Origin of the sequence: Luedemannella helvata (genome assembly GCF_039528415.1) — a bacterium.
In the GTDB taxonomy this organism is placed as follows: domain Bacteria; phylum Actinomycetota; class Actinomycetes; order Mycobacteriales; family Micromonosporaceae; genus Luedemannella; species Luedemannella helvata.
Genome location: NZ_BAAALS010000006.1, coordinates 1 through 16,384, shown reverse-complemented (window position 1 = coordinate 16,384; position 16,384 = coordinate 1). Strand labels below are relative to the sequence as shown.

At 72.4% G+C, this 16,384-nt stretch carries 11 protein-coding genes; 10 read left to right on the top strand and 1 reads right to left on the bottom strand.

Features of this window, described 5'->3' with window-relative positions:
- Nucleotides 1–90 precede the first annotated feature (90 nt).
- The 4 genes from pruA to ABD191_RS07750 all read left to right on the top strand — a co-directional run bounded on the left by pruA (nt 91) and on the right by ABD191_RS07750 (nt 8,899).
- On the top strand, nt 91–1,719 hold the full coding sequence (gene pruA / locus ABD191_RS07765; RefSeq protein ID WP_344078440.1) for an L-glutamate gamma-semialdehyde dehydrogenase: 1,629 nt from the start codon (nt 91–93) through the stop codon (nt 1,717–1,719).
- Nucleotides 1,720–1,862: 143 nt separating this feature from the next.
- The gene (locus ABD191_RS07760; protein WP_344078438.1) at nt 1,863–6,794 is read left to right on the top strand and encodes an AAA domain-containing protein; all 4,932 of its coding nucleotides are present in this window, start codon (nt 1,863–1,865) and stop codon (nt 6,792–6,794) included.
- 98 nt (nt 6,795–6,892) lie between these two features.
- Entirely contained in the window at nt 6,893–7,537 is a 645-nt protein-coding gene (locus ABD191_RS07755; RefSeq protein WP_344078437.1) for a hypothetical protein, read from the top strand.
- 99 nt (nt 7,538–7,636) lie between these two features.
- Nucleotides 7,637–8,899: an ion channel protein gene (locus ABD191_RS07750; RefSeq protein WP_344078435.1), complete on the top strand. Its 1,263-nt coding sequence runs from the start codon at nt 7,637–7,639 to the stop codon at nt 8,897–8,899.
- Here ABD191_RS07750 and ABD191_RS07745 read toward each other — a convergent pair.
- Complete coding sequence (locus ABD191_RS07745) at nt 8,886–11,411, bottom strand: helicase C-terminal domain-containing protein (RefSeq protein WP_344078433.1); 2,526 nt, start codon at nt 11,409–11,411, stop codon at nt 8,886–8,888. The two genes, ABD191_RS07750 and ABD191_RS07745, sit on opposite strands and share 14 nt — an antisense overlap.
- A 325-nt stretch (nt 11,412–11,736) precedes the next feature.
- On the opposite strand from ABD191_RS07745, the gene ABD191_RS07740 reads away from it, so the two are divergent.
- The 6 genes from ABD191_RS07740 to ABD191_RS07715 all read left to right on the top strand — a co-directional run.
- Nucleotides 11,737–12,249, top strand: a complete 513-nt coding sequence (locus ABD191_RS07740; RefSeq protein WP_344078431.1) for a helix-turn-helix transcriptional regulator — start codon at nt 11,737–11,739, stop codon at nt 12,247–12,249.
- Nucleotides 12,250–12,298: 49 nt separating this feature from the next.
- Nucleotides 12,299–13,417, top strand: a complete 1,119-nt coding sequence (prfB, locus tag ABD191_RS07735; RefSeq protein WP_344078429.1) for a peptide chain release factor 2 — start codon at nt 12,299–12,301, stop codon at nt 13,415–13,417.
- Between the two features lie 60 nt (nt 13,418–13,477).
- Nucleotides 13,478–13,933 (top strand): RrF2 family transcriptional regulator, encoded by a 456-nt coding sequence (locus tag ABD191_RS07730; protein WP_344078427.1) that lies wholly within the window; start codon nt 13,478–13,480, stop codon nt 13,931–13,933.
- Between the two features lie 139 nt (nt 13,934–14,072).
- Nucleotides 14,073–14,753: a cell division ATP-binding protein FtsE gene (gene ftsE / locus ABD191_RS07725; RefSeq protein ID WP_344078425.1), complete on the top strand. Its 681-nt coding sequence runs from the start codon at nt 14,073–14,075 to the stop codon at nt 14,751–14,753.
- 36 nt (nt 14,754–14,789) lie between these two features.
- Nucleotides 14,790–15,665, top strand: coding sequence for a permease-like cell division protein FtsX (ftsX, locus tag ABD191_RS07720; RefSeq protein ID WP_344078423.1), 876 nt, complete (start codon nt 14,790–14,792; stop codon nt 15,663–15,665).
- A 400-nt stretch (nt 15,666–16,065) separates the two neighbouring features.
- Nucleotides 16,066–16,384, top strand: a 319-nt coding sequence (locus ABD191_RS07715) for a hypothetical protein (RefSeq protein ID WP_344078420.1), incomplete at its 3' end; no start/stop codon positions are given.

The following is a 16,384-nucleotide window of genomic DNA, read 5'->3' as shown; positions in this document are numbered from 1 at the left end:
ATGGTCTTGAGGTAGGCCCGGAACAGGCGTGCGAGTATGGGGGCGGGGCCACGGCAACGTCGCCGTGGACATCGTGCGGAGGAGCCTGCGATGGATGCTGTCTTTTCGGTGCCCGAACCACGCAACGAGCCGGTGCGGCAGTACGCGCCCGGATCCCCGGAACGCGCCGGCCTACAACGGCGCCTCGCGGAGCTCGCGGCGGAGCGGGTCGAGCTCACGATGACGATCGGCGGCCGGCAGCGCCCCGGCGGCGGTGACGCGATTGACGTCGTCCAGCCGCACAAACACGCGCACGTGCTCGGCGTCACCCACAATGCGACCAACGACGATGTGGCGGCTGCGGTCGCGGCCGCGAAGGCGGCGGCTCCCGGCTGGCGCGCTCTGCCGTACGAGGAGCGGGCGGCGGTCTTCCTGCGGGCTGCCGAACTGCTCGCCGGTCCGTGGCGCGACACCCTCAACGCGGCCACCATGCTCGGCCAGTCGAAGACGGCCTACCAGGCCGAGATCGACTCCGCCTGTGAGCTGATCGACTTCCTGCGCTTCAACGTCCACTTCGGCGACGAGATCCGCCGCGTCCAGCCCATCTCGTCGCCCGGCATCTGGAACCGGTTCGACCACCGTCCCCTTGAGGGCTTCGTCGTGGCGATCACCCCGTTCAACTTCACGGCCATCGCCGGCAACCTGCCGATGTCGCCGGCCCTCATGGGCGTCCCGGTGATCTGGAAGCCGTCCGTCACGCAGCAGTTCGCCGCGCACCAGATCATGCGCCTGTTCGAGGCGGCCGGCCTGCCGCCCGGTGTGATCAACATGGTGACGGGCGACGGCACGGCCGTGAGCGCGGTGGCGCTCACCGACCCTGACTTCGCGGGCCTGCACTTCACCGGCTCCACGCCGACGTTCCAGCTGCTGTGGCGCACGATCGGGGAGAACCTGACCCGCTACCGCTCCTACCCGCGCATCGTCGGCGAGACCGGCGGCAAGGACTTCGTCATCGCCCACTCCAGCGCCGACGCCGACGCGCTGCTCACCGCGCTGGTGCGCGGCGCATTCGAGTACCAGGGACAGAAGTGCTCCGCCGCCTCGCGCGCCTACGTGCCCCGGTCGCTGTGGGAGGGCGGGCTGCGGGACCGCCTCGCCGCGACCGCGGACTCCCTCACGTACGGCGACGTGACCGACCTGTCGAACTTCGGCGGCGCGGTCATCGACCAGCGCGCGTTCGACAAGCACGCGGCCGCCCTGGACCGGATCAAGAACGCCGAGTCGTGCACCGTCCTGGCGGGCGGCACCACGGACGACTCCGAGGGCTGGTTCGTGCGCCCGACCGTCGTCGAGTCCACCGACCCGACGCACGAGGTGTTCACCACGGAGTACTTCGGCCCGATCCTCGGCGTGCACGTCTTCGACGACGACTCGTTCGAGGACGTGGTGAAGCAGGCCGAGTCCGTGGCGCCGTACGCGCTCACGGGCGCGATCTTCGCCCGCGACCGGAAGGTCGTCGACTGGGCCTCCGACGCGCTGCGGTACGCGGCCGGCAACTGCTACATCAACGACAAGCCCACGGGCGCGGTCGTCGGGCAGCAGCCGTTCGGCGGCGCGCGGGCCAGCGGCACCAACGACAAGGCCGGCTCGGCCCACAACCTGCTGCGCTGGGTCTCACCACGCGCCATCAAGGAAACCTTCGACCCCCCAACGAACCACAAGTACCCCCACATGGGCTGAGGTCCGGTTGCCGGTTATGGATTCATTGAGTCGCTATGGCGGTCAAAGAATCCATAACCGCGAAGGGAACGAGCCGGATGTCGCTCGGGCGCGTTACCGTCGGAGCGGGCGGGAGTCCGCGCCGCCCTCCGAGGGAGGACCCCGTGCCGTCGACCCGATCACGCGACCGCGAGCTGGTCGCCACCACGAGCAACCTTGTCGAGTTCCTGCGCGACGTGGCGCAGGCGCGTCGGCGTCGCGTGCTCGACGTGGGCGAGTACGAGACGGTGCTGTGGCTCGCGGACCTGCCCGCGGAGGTCGTCCTCGACCGCGACGCGGGCGCCGGCGAGGCGCTGTTCGCGGTGCCGCGCGTGCGCGCCGAGGCGGCCCCGCCGTTGCCGGCCGAGCTGCGCGGCTGGGTCGATGAGGCCGCGGCAAAGGACGCCAACGGTGCCGAGCCTCGCCTGACGCCGCCCACAGGCAGCCGGTCCGAGGCCGGGTCGGCAGGTGACGCCGCGGCCGGGACGGCCGCTCTGGTGGCGCCGACGCCACGGCAGGGCCTGCCGGTCGTGCCGGCACGCCAGGACGCCGCGCCGGCCGCAGACGGCACGACCGCCCCGGGCCACCCGACCGTCGTGACCGACGCGACCGTCCTGGACCGCGCCGGGGCGCGGGCCGTGGGCACCGCGTCGGTCGACGCGACCCTCATCCTGCCGCGCGTGCCGGACGAGGAACCGCGCGTGCCGCAGGCGGTGCTCGACGCGTACGGGCGGTGGCTGCCCGAGTGGCTCGCGTGGGCCGCCCGCGACCGGGCCACGACGACGATCCGGCAGTGGTACCAGGCGCTGGCCTCGGCCGCGCACCTGCTCAGCCAGCAGGAGGACCAGTACGAGGCCGTGCTCGGCACCGGGCTGCTCACCTGGTCGGGCGGCGGGGTCAGCGTGCGCAACCACATCCTCGCGACCCGGGTACGCATCGTCGTGGACGCCGAGCGTGACGAGGCCCGCGTCGTCCTCGACGCCGAGGCGACCACCCGCGTGCAGGACCGCGAGCTGCTCGACGGCGTCGCCCAGTTCCATCCGCCGCGCGTGGAGACCGTGCACGAGCAGGTCCGCGAGGGCGCCTTCGTCGCGCCGCTCACGGACGCCGAGAACCTCATGAAGATCTGGGCCGAGCGGGCGCTGGACGACGCCACCCCGTTCGACGCGACGTGGTCGCCATCGACCGCGAAGGACCAGGCCGGGGTACGGCTGGCGCCCGCGATCGTGCTGCGCCGCCGCGAACGCGCGAGCCTCATCGGGTACTACGACGCGATGCTGCAGGCGCTGTCCGGCCCGCAGGCCCAGTCGCCGCTCGGGTTGGCCCAGCTCGTCACGTCGATGGAGGCCAACGAGCGGCTGGAGTGGCTGCGCGACAAGGGCGACGACCCGGAAGCGACCAGGGTGCTCGACGCGGACGGGGTGCCGGATGTGCGCCCCGACGTGCTCGGCGTGGATCCGCTGTTCCCGCTGCCGGCCAACCCGGAGCAGCTGCGCATCATGGAGCGGCTGCAGACGAACAACGGGGTGGTCGTGCAGGGCCCGCCCGGCACCGGCAAGACGCACACGATCGCCAACCTCATCTCCGCGCTGCTCGCCGACGGCCAGCGCGTCCTGGTGACGAGTCAGAAACCACAAGCTCTGCGGGTACTCCGCGACAAGCTGCCGCCCGAGGTGGCCAAACTGTGCGTGAGCGTGACCGACCTGGGCGGCGCTGGCTCGGCCGAGCTGGAGGGCAGCGTCAAGGCGATGGCGAACCGGTACGCCGGCTTCGACCCGCAGGCCCACCAGTTGCAGGAGGACCGGGCCGCGCAGCGGCGCGCCGACCTGATCGAGCGGGTCGACCGGCTCACGGACGACATCCGGGTGCTCCGCGAGGCGGAGCTGACCCGCCACCCGGAGGTCGCCCCCGGGTACGCCGGCACGCTCGGTGAGATCGCGCAGCGGCTGCGCCGCGACGCTGTCCGCCACGACTGGATGCCGGTGCCCGCAGCGGCCGCCATCGACCTGGAGACCACGCTCGTGCTCGACGAGCCGGTGACCGCGACGGCCTGGCAGCCGCCGGCGCTCACGGTGACGGAGGCGGCCGAGCTGCTGCGCCTGCTCGCGGCGCAGACGCCCCGGCGGGTGGCCCGGCGCCGGCAGCGGCTCGTGGACGTGTCGACCTACCCGGTCGGCGACGAGGTGCGGGCCATGATGGCGGCCGAGGCGGCGGCTTACGAGGCCGCCGCGCGCGAGTCGACCGAGGTGTCCCGGCAGCTCGACGGCTGCGACGCGGCGACCCTGCAGGCGCTGAAGGCCGCGGTCGACAATGCCCGCCGGGCGTCGGCCGACCTGGGCCTCGACGCCGACGTGACCGCGTGGCCGGCGCAGGACTGGGCGGTCCGGGCGATCGCCGACGGGCTCGCGGGTCGTGACGCCACCGTGTGGGGCCAGCTCGCGGCGGGCCGGGAGCGGATCGCGGACGCCGAGCGGGCGATCGCGACGATCGGGTTCCGGGAGGTCGCCATCGCGCCGGCCGCTCCGGGTACGGCGGCCGCGCGCTTCGAGCTGGTCGCCAAGCTGCGCGACCACCTCGCCGCCGGCAACAAGCTGCGCGGCGGCCTGCTCAAGCCGGGTGTGCAGCGCGACGCCGAGGACGTCCTGGACCACGCGACCGTGGACGGCGCGCCGATCGACACGGCCGAGCGGGTGTACGTCGTCGCGGCCGCACTGCAGGCGCAGGCGACCGTCGAGGCGCTCGCGCGCGGCTGGGCCATGGTCGGGGTGCCGTTCGGCGGCCAGGACGCCGGCCGGCCGGGCGGGCCCGGCCATGGCGGCGGCGAGCCCATCCAGCGGCAGGTGGCGCGGCTGGTGGAGACCTACCACCGGCTGGCGCACGTGCAGCGGTTCCTCGCGGCCGTCGGCGACGTGCGCCGCGCCCTGGAGGCGGCGCGCGCCTGGCTGCCGCTGACGGACCTGGGCGACTGGTGGGAGCTGGTCGACGCGCTCGACGCCGTACGGCTGCGGGTCGAGGCCGAGCAGGCCACCGCGCGCCTCGGTGCGCTCGCCGAGCGGATGACCCTCGACGCACGCGGCGGGGGAGCGCCCGTGGGGACCGCGCCGGCCGCCGGGCCGGGGGAGGCGCCGCCGGAGCTGGTCCGCGCCGCGAACGCGCTCGTGGGGCGCGACGCCGACGCGTACGCCCAGGCTCTCGCGGAGCTGTCGCTCGCGCCGGGTGAGCGGGCCGACCAGCTGGCCTGCGACGCCCTGCTGGCGCGGCTGGAGGCCGCGCACCCGGCACTGGCCGCCGCGATGGCGGCGGCGCCGGCCGACCCCGCGTGGCCCGGGCGGCTGTCCGGTTGGGACGCGGCGTGGGCGTGGGCCGCGGCGGCGGCGTTCTTCCAGCAGCAGCGCCAGCCGGGCCGGGAGCAGGAGCTGGAGGCGGAGCTGGCCGACGCGGTGACCCGGCTGCGGCAGGAGACCGCGACGCTGGCCGCGCTGCGCGCCTGGGGCCACTGCCTGCGGCGGATGACGGCGCACCAGGCGCAGGCGTTGCAGGCGTACGAGCAGCACATGCGCGCGGTCGGCAAGGGCACCGGGCGGTACGCGGCGCGTTACCGGTCGCGGGCCCGGGAGGCGATGCGCGAGGCGCGCGACGCCGTGCCCGCCTGGGTGATGCCGCTGGACCTGGTGCTGGAGACGCTGCCGCCGGTGCGCGACTCGTTCGACGTGGTGATCGTGGACGAGGCGAGCCAGGCGTCGCTGGAGGACCTGTTCCTGCTGTGGCTCGCGCCGCGCGTGATCGTCGTGGGCGACGACAAGCAGTGCGCGCCGTCGCAGGTACGCCTCGGTGAGCTGGAGCCGATCTTCGGCAAGCTGCACTCGTACCTGCCGGACCTGCCGGGGTACCTGCGCGACGCGTTCACGCCGAAGTCGAGCCTGTTCGACCTGCTGCGCACGCGCTTCGGGGCGGTCATTCCGCTGCGCGAGCACTTCCGCTGCATGCCGGAGATCATCGAGTACTCGTCGCGGCAGTTCTACGCGGACGAACCGCTGGTGCCGTTGCGGCAGTTCGGCGGCGACCGGCTCCCGCCGCTGCGCGCGGTGTTCGTCCCCGGCGCTCAGACGGAGGGCACCGCCACGCGGCTGCGCAACCCGGTCGAGGCCGAGGCGATCGTGGCGCAGATCGAGGCGTGCGTGGCCGATCCGGCGTACGCGGGCAAGTCGATCGGTGTGGTCGTGTTGCAGGGCACCGGGCAGGTGCAGCTCATCCACTCGCTGCTGCTGGAGCGGCTGGAGCCGAAGGAATGGGAGGACCGGCGGCTGCGGGTGGGCACGCCCCCGGACTTCCAGGGTGACGAGCGCGACGTCGTGTTCCTGTCGCTCGTGATCGCGGAGAAGCGGCAGGCGCTGACGGGTACGGAGTGGCAGCGGCGGTTCAACGTGGCCGCCTCGCGGGCGAAGGACCAGGCGTGGCTGTTCCACTCCGTGGGGCTGGCCGACCTGTCGCTGGCCGACCTGCGGCACTCGCTGCTGTCCTATGTGCTCAATCCGCCGCCCGCGCTCGGCGGGCCGGTGCTCGCGGACGTCACGGCCGACGAGCCGCACCCGGCGTTCGGCTCGCTCATCGAGCAGCAGGTGTTCCTGCAGATCCGGGCTCGCGGCTATCACGTGACGCCCCAGGTGGAGGTCAACGGGCGCTACGTCGACCTGGTCGTCACGGGCGCGCGCGGGCGCCTCGCGGTCGAGGTGGACGGCGCGCACTGGACCGGTACGCCGGAGCAGCGGGAGGCCGACCTGGACCGGGAGCGGGAGCTGAAGCGGGCCGGCTGGCGCTTCTGGCGGGTCCGGGAGAGCGAGTTCCGCTACGACCCGCAGGCCGCGCTCGCGGGGCTCTGGGAGACGCTGGACCGCCTCGACATCCGCCCGTTCGACGCCGCGGATGCCGCGCCGGCCACGACCGCGACCGTGTGGGAGCCCGCGCCTCTATCCACTGTGGAGGGCGTCGACGGGCTGGAGTCCGGAAATCCGGACGAACTGGACGACGTACGGCTCGTCACCACGCGGGTGCTGTGATCTATCTCTGCTGGTGAGGATCACCGTGGAGGGGTGGGAAACTGTCCGCCGCCCGATTAGAATGGGTGTACTAATCGAGTGATGTGGACGGAGGCGCCATGACCCCGGTGCGGACCCCGACCGATCTGCCGTACGCGACGCTGCTGGGCTTCACCCGCTACGTGGCGCGCACCGGCCCGACGAAGGCCACCTTCGTCGGCGGCCTGCGCAAACAGCGCGCCAGCGGCGGCGGGTTCAACCCGCACGGCCAACTGGTCAAGGCGCTCAAGGCCGACATCCAGTTCCGTACGGCCGGCCGCCACCTGGTCGAGGTCGTCGACCAGGTGAAGCCGCGCTGGCGTCCGCTCTACTCGGCGTTGTCGCAGGGCGCGCGGCGTTATCTGGAGTCGCTGGGCGACCTCACCGATGTCGCGCTCATGCCGACCCACGAGGCGATCGCCATGGTCGACGCCCTGCCCGTGAAGGTCAGCCCGCACTTCGGGCTGCGCCGCGCCGACGGCCAGCGCGAGGCCGTGCGGCTGCACTTCGACGAGGAGCCGCCGACCCGCGAGGCGACGCTGGCCACGCTTCACCTCATGGCGTCGCACATGGACCAGATCCTGCCGAACGCCGAGCCGGTGCTCGTCGACCTGCGCCGGGGAGAGGTCCTCCGCGCCGGCAGGGCCGCCGGCACGCCCGAGGTGGGCCGCTGGCTGGCGGGCGAGGCCGCCGCCTTCTCCGCCATGTGGCGCGCCGCCGCCTGATCCGTCCGCGACGCGCGGGAACGGCGTACCGACACGCGCCGTCCCCGCGCGTCGTCTTGTGTGACCATACGGTCGTCCTAATGCGGTATTAGTGGGTGTATGTCCGATGATGGCGCGTGGTCGCGGCGGATGCTGGCGATCACGCCGGCCGCGATCGGAGTGGGCGTCGGGTGCAGTTTCCTGCTCGGCGCGGTGCTCAAGCTGGCCAACAGCCTGGAGCACGGGGTCTGGGTGGCGCTGCCCGAGGCCGCGGGATTCCCGCCGGACTCCTGGTGGTGGATTCTCGGCGTGCTCACCGCCACCGGGCTCGCCGTGGGCCTCGTGGTCGCGTACCTGCCGGGTCACGCCGGGCCCGATCCGGCGACCGAAGGACTCGTCGCCCCGCCGCACGCGGTCTCCGTCGTGCCCGGCCTGCTCATCGCCGTCACCCTCGCCCTGGCCGGCGGGGTCAGCCTCGGACCGGAGAACCCGATCATCGCCTCGTCCGTGGCGCTGGCGTGCGCGCTGGGTGTGGCCTGGCGCGGGCCGGCCACCACGCCGCTGTGGGTGGGGCTGGCCTCGGCCGGGACCATCGGCGCCATGTTCGGCACCCCGGTCGCCGCGGCGCTCGTCCTGTCCGAGATGCCGGGCACCGATCCCCGCGAGCCGTTGTGGGACCGGCTGTTCGCCCCGCTCGTCGCGGCGGGCGCCGGCGCGGTCACGACGCAGTTGCTCGGGCAGCCCGTGTTCGCCGTGGCCGTCCCGCGCTATCCGGGGCTGCGCCTCATCGACGTGGTCAGCGGGAGCGTGATCGCGGTGGCCGCGTGCGCGCTGGGCCTCGGGATAGTGGCGCTGTTCCCGGTCGCGCACGCGATGTTCTGCCGGTTCCGGCATCCGGTCATCATGCTCACCTGTGGTGGCCTCGTCCTCGGCCTGCTGGGCGTGATCGGCGGCCGCATCACGCTGTTCAAAGGCCTGCACGAGATGCAGGAACTCACCGCGGACGTCGCCGCGTACTCGACGCTCGGCCTGGTGCTGATCATCGCGGTCAAGGCGGGGGCCCTGCTCGTCGCGGCGAGCTCCGGTTTCCGTGGCGGCCGGATCTTCCCCACGGTCTTCATCGGCGTCGCCATCGGCCTGCTGGCGTCCCGCATCGCGCCGGGCGTACCGACGGGCGTGGCGATCGGCAGCGCCGTGCTGGGCATCGTGCTCGCCATCACCCACCAGGGCTGGCTCAGCCTGCTCATGGCCGCCGCGGTCGTCGCGGACACGACCCTGCTGCCGATCCTGGCCATCGCCGTACTCCCCGCGTGGCTGTTCGTCCGCTCGCGGCACGGCATGGTGATCGAGGAACCGGCTCCACCACGGCCTACGCCGGCGTGACCGAGCTGATCCGGCTCAGCGCGAACACCCGCTCGTCGTCGCGCAGGCGGCACCAGGCCTCCAGCACGTGCCCGTCGAGGGCGAGCGGCTCGATCACCCGGTGCGTCACGTCGCCCTCCGCGTCCCGGTATGTGATCTTGACTGACTCCTCAGCCGTGAGCGCGTCCGCGAGCAGGCAGATCTCCTGATCGGACAGGCCACGCGCGTGCGCGCCGATCAGCTCGTGCAGCAGGTCGTGGGCGTCATCGCCGTCCAGCTCGTCGAGGTCGTCCACCAGCCCGGGGCGCCTCGTCTGCCCCGGCACCCGGGCCGGTCGCGGCCCGCGCGTCGCGCGCCGGGACGGCTCCAGCGGCGGCCCGGCCAGGATCGCCGCCGCGATCTCGGGCGCGGTCGGGTCCTCCGGGGCGGCCTCGGCGATCGGGGCGGCGCCCAGGTCGGCCTCCGACCACGCCGTCGGGCTCGCGCGGCGCGGGCTCGGCCGGTCCACCACGATCGCGCCGGTGGCGTCCTCCGCGGCCGGGGCGTACCCGGCCGAGCGCAGCGCGGCCACCGTCTCGGCCGGCCCGGCGGCGCTCGTGAGGACGGTCGGCGCGAGCGGGACGAGTCCCAGCCTGGCAAGCGGTCGCGCCTTCGCCACCTCGGCGAGCAGGGAGGCGTCGGCGCTGTGCAGCACGCAGCCCACGGCGCGGACCCGGACCTCGCCGTGGCGGCGGCCGGCGTCCGCGATGAGGTAGGTCAGCGGCTGGGGCAGCGCGCCCGTCGTACTGGCGGCCGTCAGCGCCGCGGTGAGGGCCGGGCCGTCCGTACCGGCGTCGAGCGCGCGGCGTACGGAGGCCGCGGAGAAGCGCCACACGGACGCCCCGCCCCGCGACTCGCGGTCGGCGGCCGAGTCGAGCAGGTCGGCCAGGTCGCCGGCTGGGGAACCGGGCACGACGACCGTCAGGTCGGCCTGGAAGGTCGCGCTCGTCGTGGCCGTACCGAGCAGGTCCCGGCCGGCGGCTCGCAGCGCGCCCGGATCGTCCGCCGCCAGGGCCGCGCCGAGGGGCGTGAGCGCCCCGTGCGCCACGATGCCGAGCGTGCCGGCCTCCTGCCAGCACGCGCACGTGAACGCGTCGCCGTCGGGCAGCAGGTCCATGACGGCGGGTACCTGCCAGCGCACGAGCCGGGCCACGTCGGCCGGGTCGGCCACGGACTCCCCCGGCGCCAGGGCGGCCACGGCCCGCAGGACGGCCTGGCGGAGCATGACCAGCACGGTGCCGGTCGCGTCGCGCAGCAGGGCGGGCGTACTGGTCGTGTCCGCAGGCGCGGCCGATGTGGCGGTCAACCCGCCGCCGCCCACCCACGCCGCGGCCCCGCCGCCCGCCCCCGTGCCGGTAGGGGCGGCCGGCAGCTGCCACCACGCCGCGGCGAGGGTGGCGAGGCGGTCAGCCGGCTCGGCACGCAGCCAGCGGTCGTACGCCTCCGTGGCGAGCACGCTGGTCTCCTCGATCGCCAGGAGGCCGCCCGTGTACCCGATCTCCAGCCAGAGCCGGACGTCGCCGGGCCCGGTCCCCGAGGCCTTCGCGAGCCGCTTGAGTTCCCGGCTGCCGACGCCGCCCGACTTCAGCAGCGCCACGGGCGCCAGCGCGGCGGCACCGAGAACCGCGCCGGCCCGTTCGAGGGCGGACGTTGCCGCGGCGGCCGACTCGCGCCGCAGCGCGTCCGCGGCGACCGGCGCCGTCCTGGCCGCGGGCGGGTGCGGGTCGAACGGTGGCCGCCAGTCGGGTCCGCGCAGGGCCATCGCGATCTCCGCCGGCATGACCGCGGTGTCCCAGTCGTCCGGCACGAACAGACCGTTGCGCAGGCCCCAGACCACGTCGTCGCGGACGGTGCCGCTCGTGCGGGTGTACCCCTGTTCGGAGACGGCCGGGCCGTGCCAGGCGACGTGGGTGACGAAGTCGCGGACCCCGGCCGGCGCCGCGGCGACCACGGCCCGCACGGCCGCCCCGTCGGCCGCCGCGGCCACGAGCGCCGCCAGGACCTCCCGTTTGGTCCTACCGGCCGGCAGGCGCCACGCGGTCGCGATGCCGTGGAGGTCGCGTGCCGTCAGCTGGTTGTAGGCGTACTCGACCGGCGGGCCGAGCCGGTGCGGCTGCGGAAACGCCTCGAGCAGCGCGGGCGGTACGCACAGGACGTCGCCGACGCGCCAGGCGAGCGCGCGGTCGGCGAGCCAGTCCAGGACGCGGGCCAGCTCCGGGTCGTCGGGCGTGACGCCCAGCCCGGCGGCCAGCTGCGCGAGCGGGGCGGCGGGGCCCACGTCCAGCGCGGCGACCATCTCGACGACCTGGGTGGCCGGCGTGTGCGAGGTGTAGAGGGCGGTCAGCGTCGCGGAGCGGCGCGAGAGCCGGGCGACCAGTTCCGTCAGCGTCCGGGCCGGCCGGGGCAGCCGGGCCTCGGCTCGGTTGGCGACAATCCGGGCCAGCGCGTCGGCGTCCAGGCTGCTGAGCCAGGTACCCAGGTCCGGGTACGTCATCGCGGTGTCCCCTCAGATCGTCCGAACGCGGCGCACCCATCCTGCCTTGCGTGGGGGCCGGCCGCACCGGACGCGCCCGCCTGGTCGCGCCACGGGGTGAGAAATGTGAACGGCGTGTCGCCACGCCGCCGTGGCGGTGAATTTTGATCTCATCACAGCCTGGGCGTTATGCGAAGATTTATGCTGTTTACGCAGAGAATGCCCGCTACGACCCTTTGTCGGCTGCGCGATCATCGTCCACATGGGTCCTGACCGGACAGTGCACTGTGGAATGGATATTGCCGAAATCCTGGACACCCGAGGGACGAAGTGGCAGCGTAGAGGCATGGCAGATGGAGTCAACGCAACCGCGGCGGCCCTTCTCGGGCTGTTGCATGAGGGCCCGATGACGGGTGGACAGTTGATGGCGACGGCGGAGCGCCGCCTGGGGCCCTACTGGTCCATGACGCGCAGCCAGGTCTACCGTGAGCTGCCCGCACTCGCCGACATGGGGTACGTGCGGGAGGGCAAGCCCGGTCCGCGGGCCAGCCAGCCCTACGTGATCACGCCGGCCGGCAAGCGTGCCTTCGCCCGTTGGCTCGCCGAGGAGCCCAGCCTGGAGTCGCTGCGCAACCCGACCGCGCTGCGCGTGGCGTTCGGCGCCCACCAGTCTTCGTCGGCACTGAAGAACCTCTACTCGACCGCGACCGAGGAGCACACCGAGGCGCTCGCCGCCGTCCGGGAGCAGATCAAGGCGGCCAAGGCCGAGGGCGACAGCTACGGCGTCGCGGCACTGGACTTCGCGGTGGCCTACCACAAGGCCGCGCTGACCTGGCTCAAGAGCGTTCCGGCCAAGTAGGGCTCGGGTCGCGAGCCTTGATCACAACAGCCGGCTAGGCTTGATGCTCGTGACCACTGCCGACCTCGCTGACAAGCTCAAGGAACTCGACGCCACGCTGCGCAACATCGAGACCGTGCTGGACCTCGACAAGATGCGCCGCGAGAAGGCCGATCTCGAGGAGCAGGCCGGCGCCCCCGATCTCTGGGATGACCAGGCGAAGGCCCAGCAGGTGACCTCCCGCCTCTCCTACGTGGGTGGCGAGATCAACAAGGTCGAGCGACTGCGCGCCCGACTCGACGACGCCGCCGTGCTCCTGGAGCTCGCCGAGGCGGAGGACGACGCCGCGTCGCTGGCCGAGGCCGGCAACGAGGTCGTCGCCCTGACCAAGTCGGTCGAGGAGCTTGAGGTCCGGACCCTCCTGTCGGGGGAGTACGACCCCCGCGAGGCGCTCGTCACGATCCGCTCCGGCGCGGGGGGTGTGGACGCCGCGGACTTCGCGGAGATGCTCCTGCGGATGTACCTGCGCTGGGCCGAGCGGCACGGCTACAGCACGGACGTCTACGACACCTCGTACGCGGAGGAGGCGGGCCTCAAGTCGGCCACCTTCGCGATCAAGTCGCCGTACGCGTACGGCACGCTGTCGGTCGAGGCGGGCACCCACCGGCTGGTGCGGATCAGCCCCTTCGACAACCAGGGCCGCCGGCAGACCAGCTTCGCCGCCGTCGAGGTCGTCCCGGTGGTCGAGCAGACCGACGAGATCGACATCCCGGATGACGACCTGCGCGTGGACGTGTACCGGTCGTCCGGCCCGGGCGGCCAGGGCGTCAACACGACCGACTCCGCCGTGCGGCTGACCCACATTCCCACCGGCATCGTGGTCAGCTGCCAGAACGAGCGCTCCCAGCTGCAGAACAAGGCCACCGCCATGAGTGTGCTGAAGGCGAAGCTGCTCGCGGTGAAGCGCGCGGAGGAGCAGGCCAAGATGGACCAGCTGCGCGGCGACGTGGCGGGGTCCTGGGGCGACCAGATGCGCTCCTATGTGCTACACCCTTACCAGATGGTGAAGGATCTTCGTACGGAGTACGAGACCGGCAACCCGACGGCTGTCTTCGACGGTGACATCGACGGGTTCATCGAGGCGGGCATCCGCTGGCGGAAGCAGAACCAGCTTGCCGCGGCGGCGTAGCCACCGCGATACCGAAAAAGGCGGCAGCGGCACCGGAGCCGTTGCCCGGAGGAGGGACCAGTGCAGGTCTCGGCGCGGGGAGACTACGCGGTCCGCGCGGCGTTGACGCTGGCGGCGGCCTACCCGACCACCGTTTCCGCGCAGGCGCTCGCCACCGAACAGCAGATGCCCCGCAAGTTCCTGGAGGCGATCCTCGCCGACCTTCGCCGCGCCGGGGTGGTGCAGAGCTCCCGCGGCGTCGACGGCGGATACACGCTGTCCAAGCCGCCCGGCGAGGTGGTGGTCGGCCAGATCCTGCGCGCGGTCGACGGACCGCTCGCGGGCGTGCGCGGTCAGCGTCCCGAGGAGACGGCCTACCTGGGCGCGGCGGAGTACCTGCCGCACCTGTGGGTGGCGGTGCGCGCCTCCGTGCGCCGGGTGCTCGATGAGGTCACCCTCGCCGAGCTGGTGCGCGGGCGGCTGCCGGCGCACGTACGGCGGCTCATCGCGGACCACGAGGCGTGGCAACCACGCTGACGCAGCGTGTTCCCCCTACTCCTCAGAGCAATCTTTGGTGAGTACGGGCGATCGCATGACCGGCACGTTTCAGGGTGAATGCGGCTCAACCGGGCACGTGGACTTGGCGGTTCGGTGACAGCGCGTAGACTCACCACCCGTGATTGCGCTTGAGCACGTGACAAAGACCTACCCCAAGGCGTCGCGCCCTTCCCTCAACGACGTCTCGGTCACCATGGAGAAGGGCGAGTTCGTCTTCTTCATCGGACCCTCCGGCTCCGGCAAGTCAACGTTCATCAAGCTGTTGCTGCGCGAGGTCCAGCCCACCAAGGGCAAGATCATGGTGAACGGGCGCGAGCTCGGCCACATGCGGTCGTGGCGCGTGCCGCACTTCCGGCGCTCCATCGGCTGCGTATTCCAGGACTTCCGCCTGCTGCCGAACCGGACCGCGTACGAGAATGTCGCCTTTGCCCTCGAGGTGATCGGCAAGACGCAGGCCGTGGCGCGCCGGGTCGTGCCCGAGGTGCTCGAACTCGTCGGCCTCGGCGGCAAGGAGCACCGGTATCCGCATGAGCTCTCGGGTGGTGAGCAACAGCGCGTCGCGGTCGCCCGGGCGTTCGTGAACCGGCCGCTCATCCTGCTCGCCGACGAGCCCACCGGAAACCTGGACCCGGACACCTCGATCGAGATCATGCGACTGCTCGACCGGATCAACCGGACCGGCACCACGGTCGTGATGGTGACGCACGACTCCAACATCGTGAACCAGATGCGTCGCCGGGTCGTTGAGATTGAGGCCGGCAAGATCGTTCGTGACCAGCCCCGGGGCGTCTACGGCTGACGGCCGGACCAGAGAAGGCGGGAAGGATCCCACCCGATGCGTATCAAATACGTCCTGTCCGAGGTGCTCACCGGACTGTGGCGCAACGTCACCATGACCATCGCGATGATCATCACGATGGCCGTGTCGCTGACGCTGGTCGGCGCGAGCCTGCTGATGTTCATGCAGGTCAACCTGATGAAGAACTTCTACTACGAGCAGATCGAAGTCACGATCTTCCTCAAGAGTGACGCGACCCAGCCGCAGAAGGACGCGATCAGCGCGGCCCTGAGCGGCGACGAGCTCGTGGAGGATTCGGAGTTCGAGACGCGCGAGCAGGCGTTCGCCCGGTTCAGCGAGATCTTCAAGGACGCGCCCGACCTGGTCGCCTCCACCAAGCCCGACTCGCTGCCCGAGTCGTACCGGGTCAAGCTCAAGGATCCCGGCAAGTTCCCCGAGATCGAGTCGAAGTTCCAGACGATGGAGGGCGTCGACGAGATCGTCGACCAGAAGGCGCTGCTCTCCAAGGTCTTCTCGGTGATCGGTTCGCTGCAGAAGCTGGCTCTGATCATCGCCATCGTGCAGGGTGTCGCGGCCCTCCTCCTGGTGATCAACACGATTCAGGTGGCCGCCTACAGCAAACGACGCGAAGTCGCCGTCATGAAGCTCGTCGGCGCCTCGAACTGGTTCATCCAGGCACCCTTCGTCCTGGAAGCCGTGGCGGCGGGCCTGATCGGCGCGATCATCGCGTACGTCATCCTGATCTGTTCCAAGATCTTCGTCATCGACGGGACGCTGAAACCGCTCACCACCCTGCTGTTGGACGTTCCCTGGAGCAACGTGCACCTGGTGTTCCCGGCCATCGCCGGGGTGGCCGTGCTGATCAGCTCGATCACCGGCTGGGTCGCGCTGCGCTTCTACATCAAGGTCTGACCCAGCTCTGCCGGAACCACCTCGGGCCCGAGGCGTGCCGCCCACCAGCGGCCGCCCCGGGCCCGAGGCGCGTTACCGGGGGCGACTTGGCGGAGTCTCCAATGGCGCTCGAAGTAACGCGGCCGGGCTCGACCTCCTCCGCCATAGTCGGTAGAGCAATGAACCGTGGTGGTAGCTATACGTACCGCTACGGTTCATTGCTCCTTCGGTGGTCTGCCGGCCGCCGTCGTCTTCTCGCCTCGCCCAGCGTCGACTGCACGATGGCGGGACGCGCTCTGGTCCCGGCCGCATCGGGAAGCCGCATCGGGCGTGCAGCTGGCATGCGGCGAGCGGAATCTCAATGGTGTCATTTTCGGCAAAACGGTCGTTAGTCACTGCGGGCGGCGCTACCCGGTGCCGCGTGGGCCAGGAACGGTGGGCAGTGGAGCGAACCGCGCTCAAACGCGTCGTGGGCGCGCTGGCGGCCGTCCTCGTGCTGCTGGCCGAGGTGCCGGCGACGGCTGACCCGCATGACGACAAGAAGCGCGTGGATCGGGCTGCCGCCCGTACGAGGGCTGCTCTGGAGATCGCCAACGGCCGGGCGCAAGCGGCCGGCGTGGCGTACACCCAGGTCAACAGGAAGCTGCCGGGAGCCCGGCGGCGGCTCGCGGTGGCCCAGGGCCAGCCGGCCGGCGCCCGGGTCGCGGCCCGCACCGCCGCGCGGGCCGCGCGCTGCGCAA

Bases quoted from the DNA above. Each gene is read 5' to 3' on its own strand.
- ABD191_RS07750 (WP_344078435.1), top strand. From the start codon at position 7,637: ATGTCCGATGATGGCGCGTGGTCGCGGCGGATGCTGGCGATCACGCCG.
- ABD191_RS07745 (WP_344078433.1), bottom strand. From the start codon at position 11,411: ATGACGTACCCGGACCTGGGTACCTGGCTCAGCAGCCTGGACGCCGAC.
- ABD191_RS07755 (WP_344078437.1), top strand. From the start codon at position 6,893: ATGACCCCGGTGCGGACCCCGACCGATCTGCCGTACGCGACGCTGCTG.
- pruA (WP_344078440.1), top strand. From the start codon at position 91: ATGGATGCTGTCTTTTCGGTGCCCGAACCACGCAACGAGCCGGTGCGG.
- ABD191_RS07740 (WP_344078431.1), top strand. From the start codon at position 11,737: ATGGCAGATGGAGTCAACGCAACCGCGGCGGCCCTTCTCGGGCTGTTG.
- ftsX (WP_344078423.1), top strand. From the start codon at position 14,790: ATGCGTATCAAATACGTCCTGTCCGAGGTGCTCACCGGACTGTGGCGC.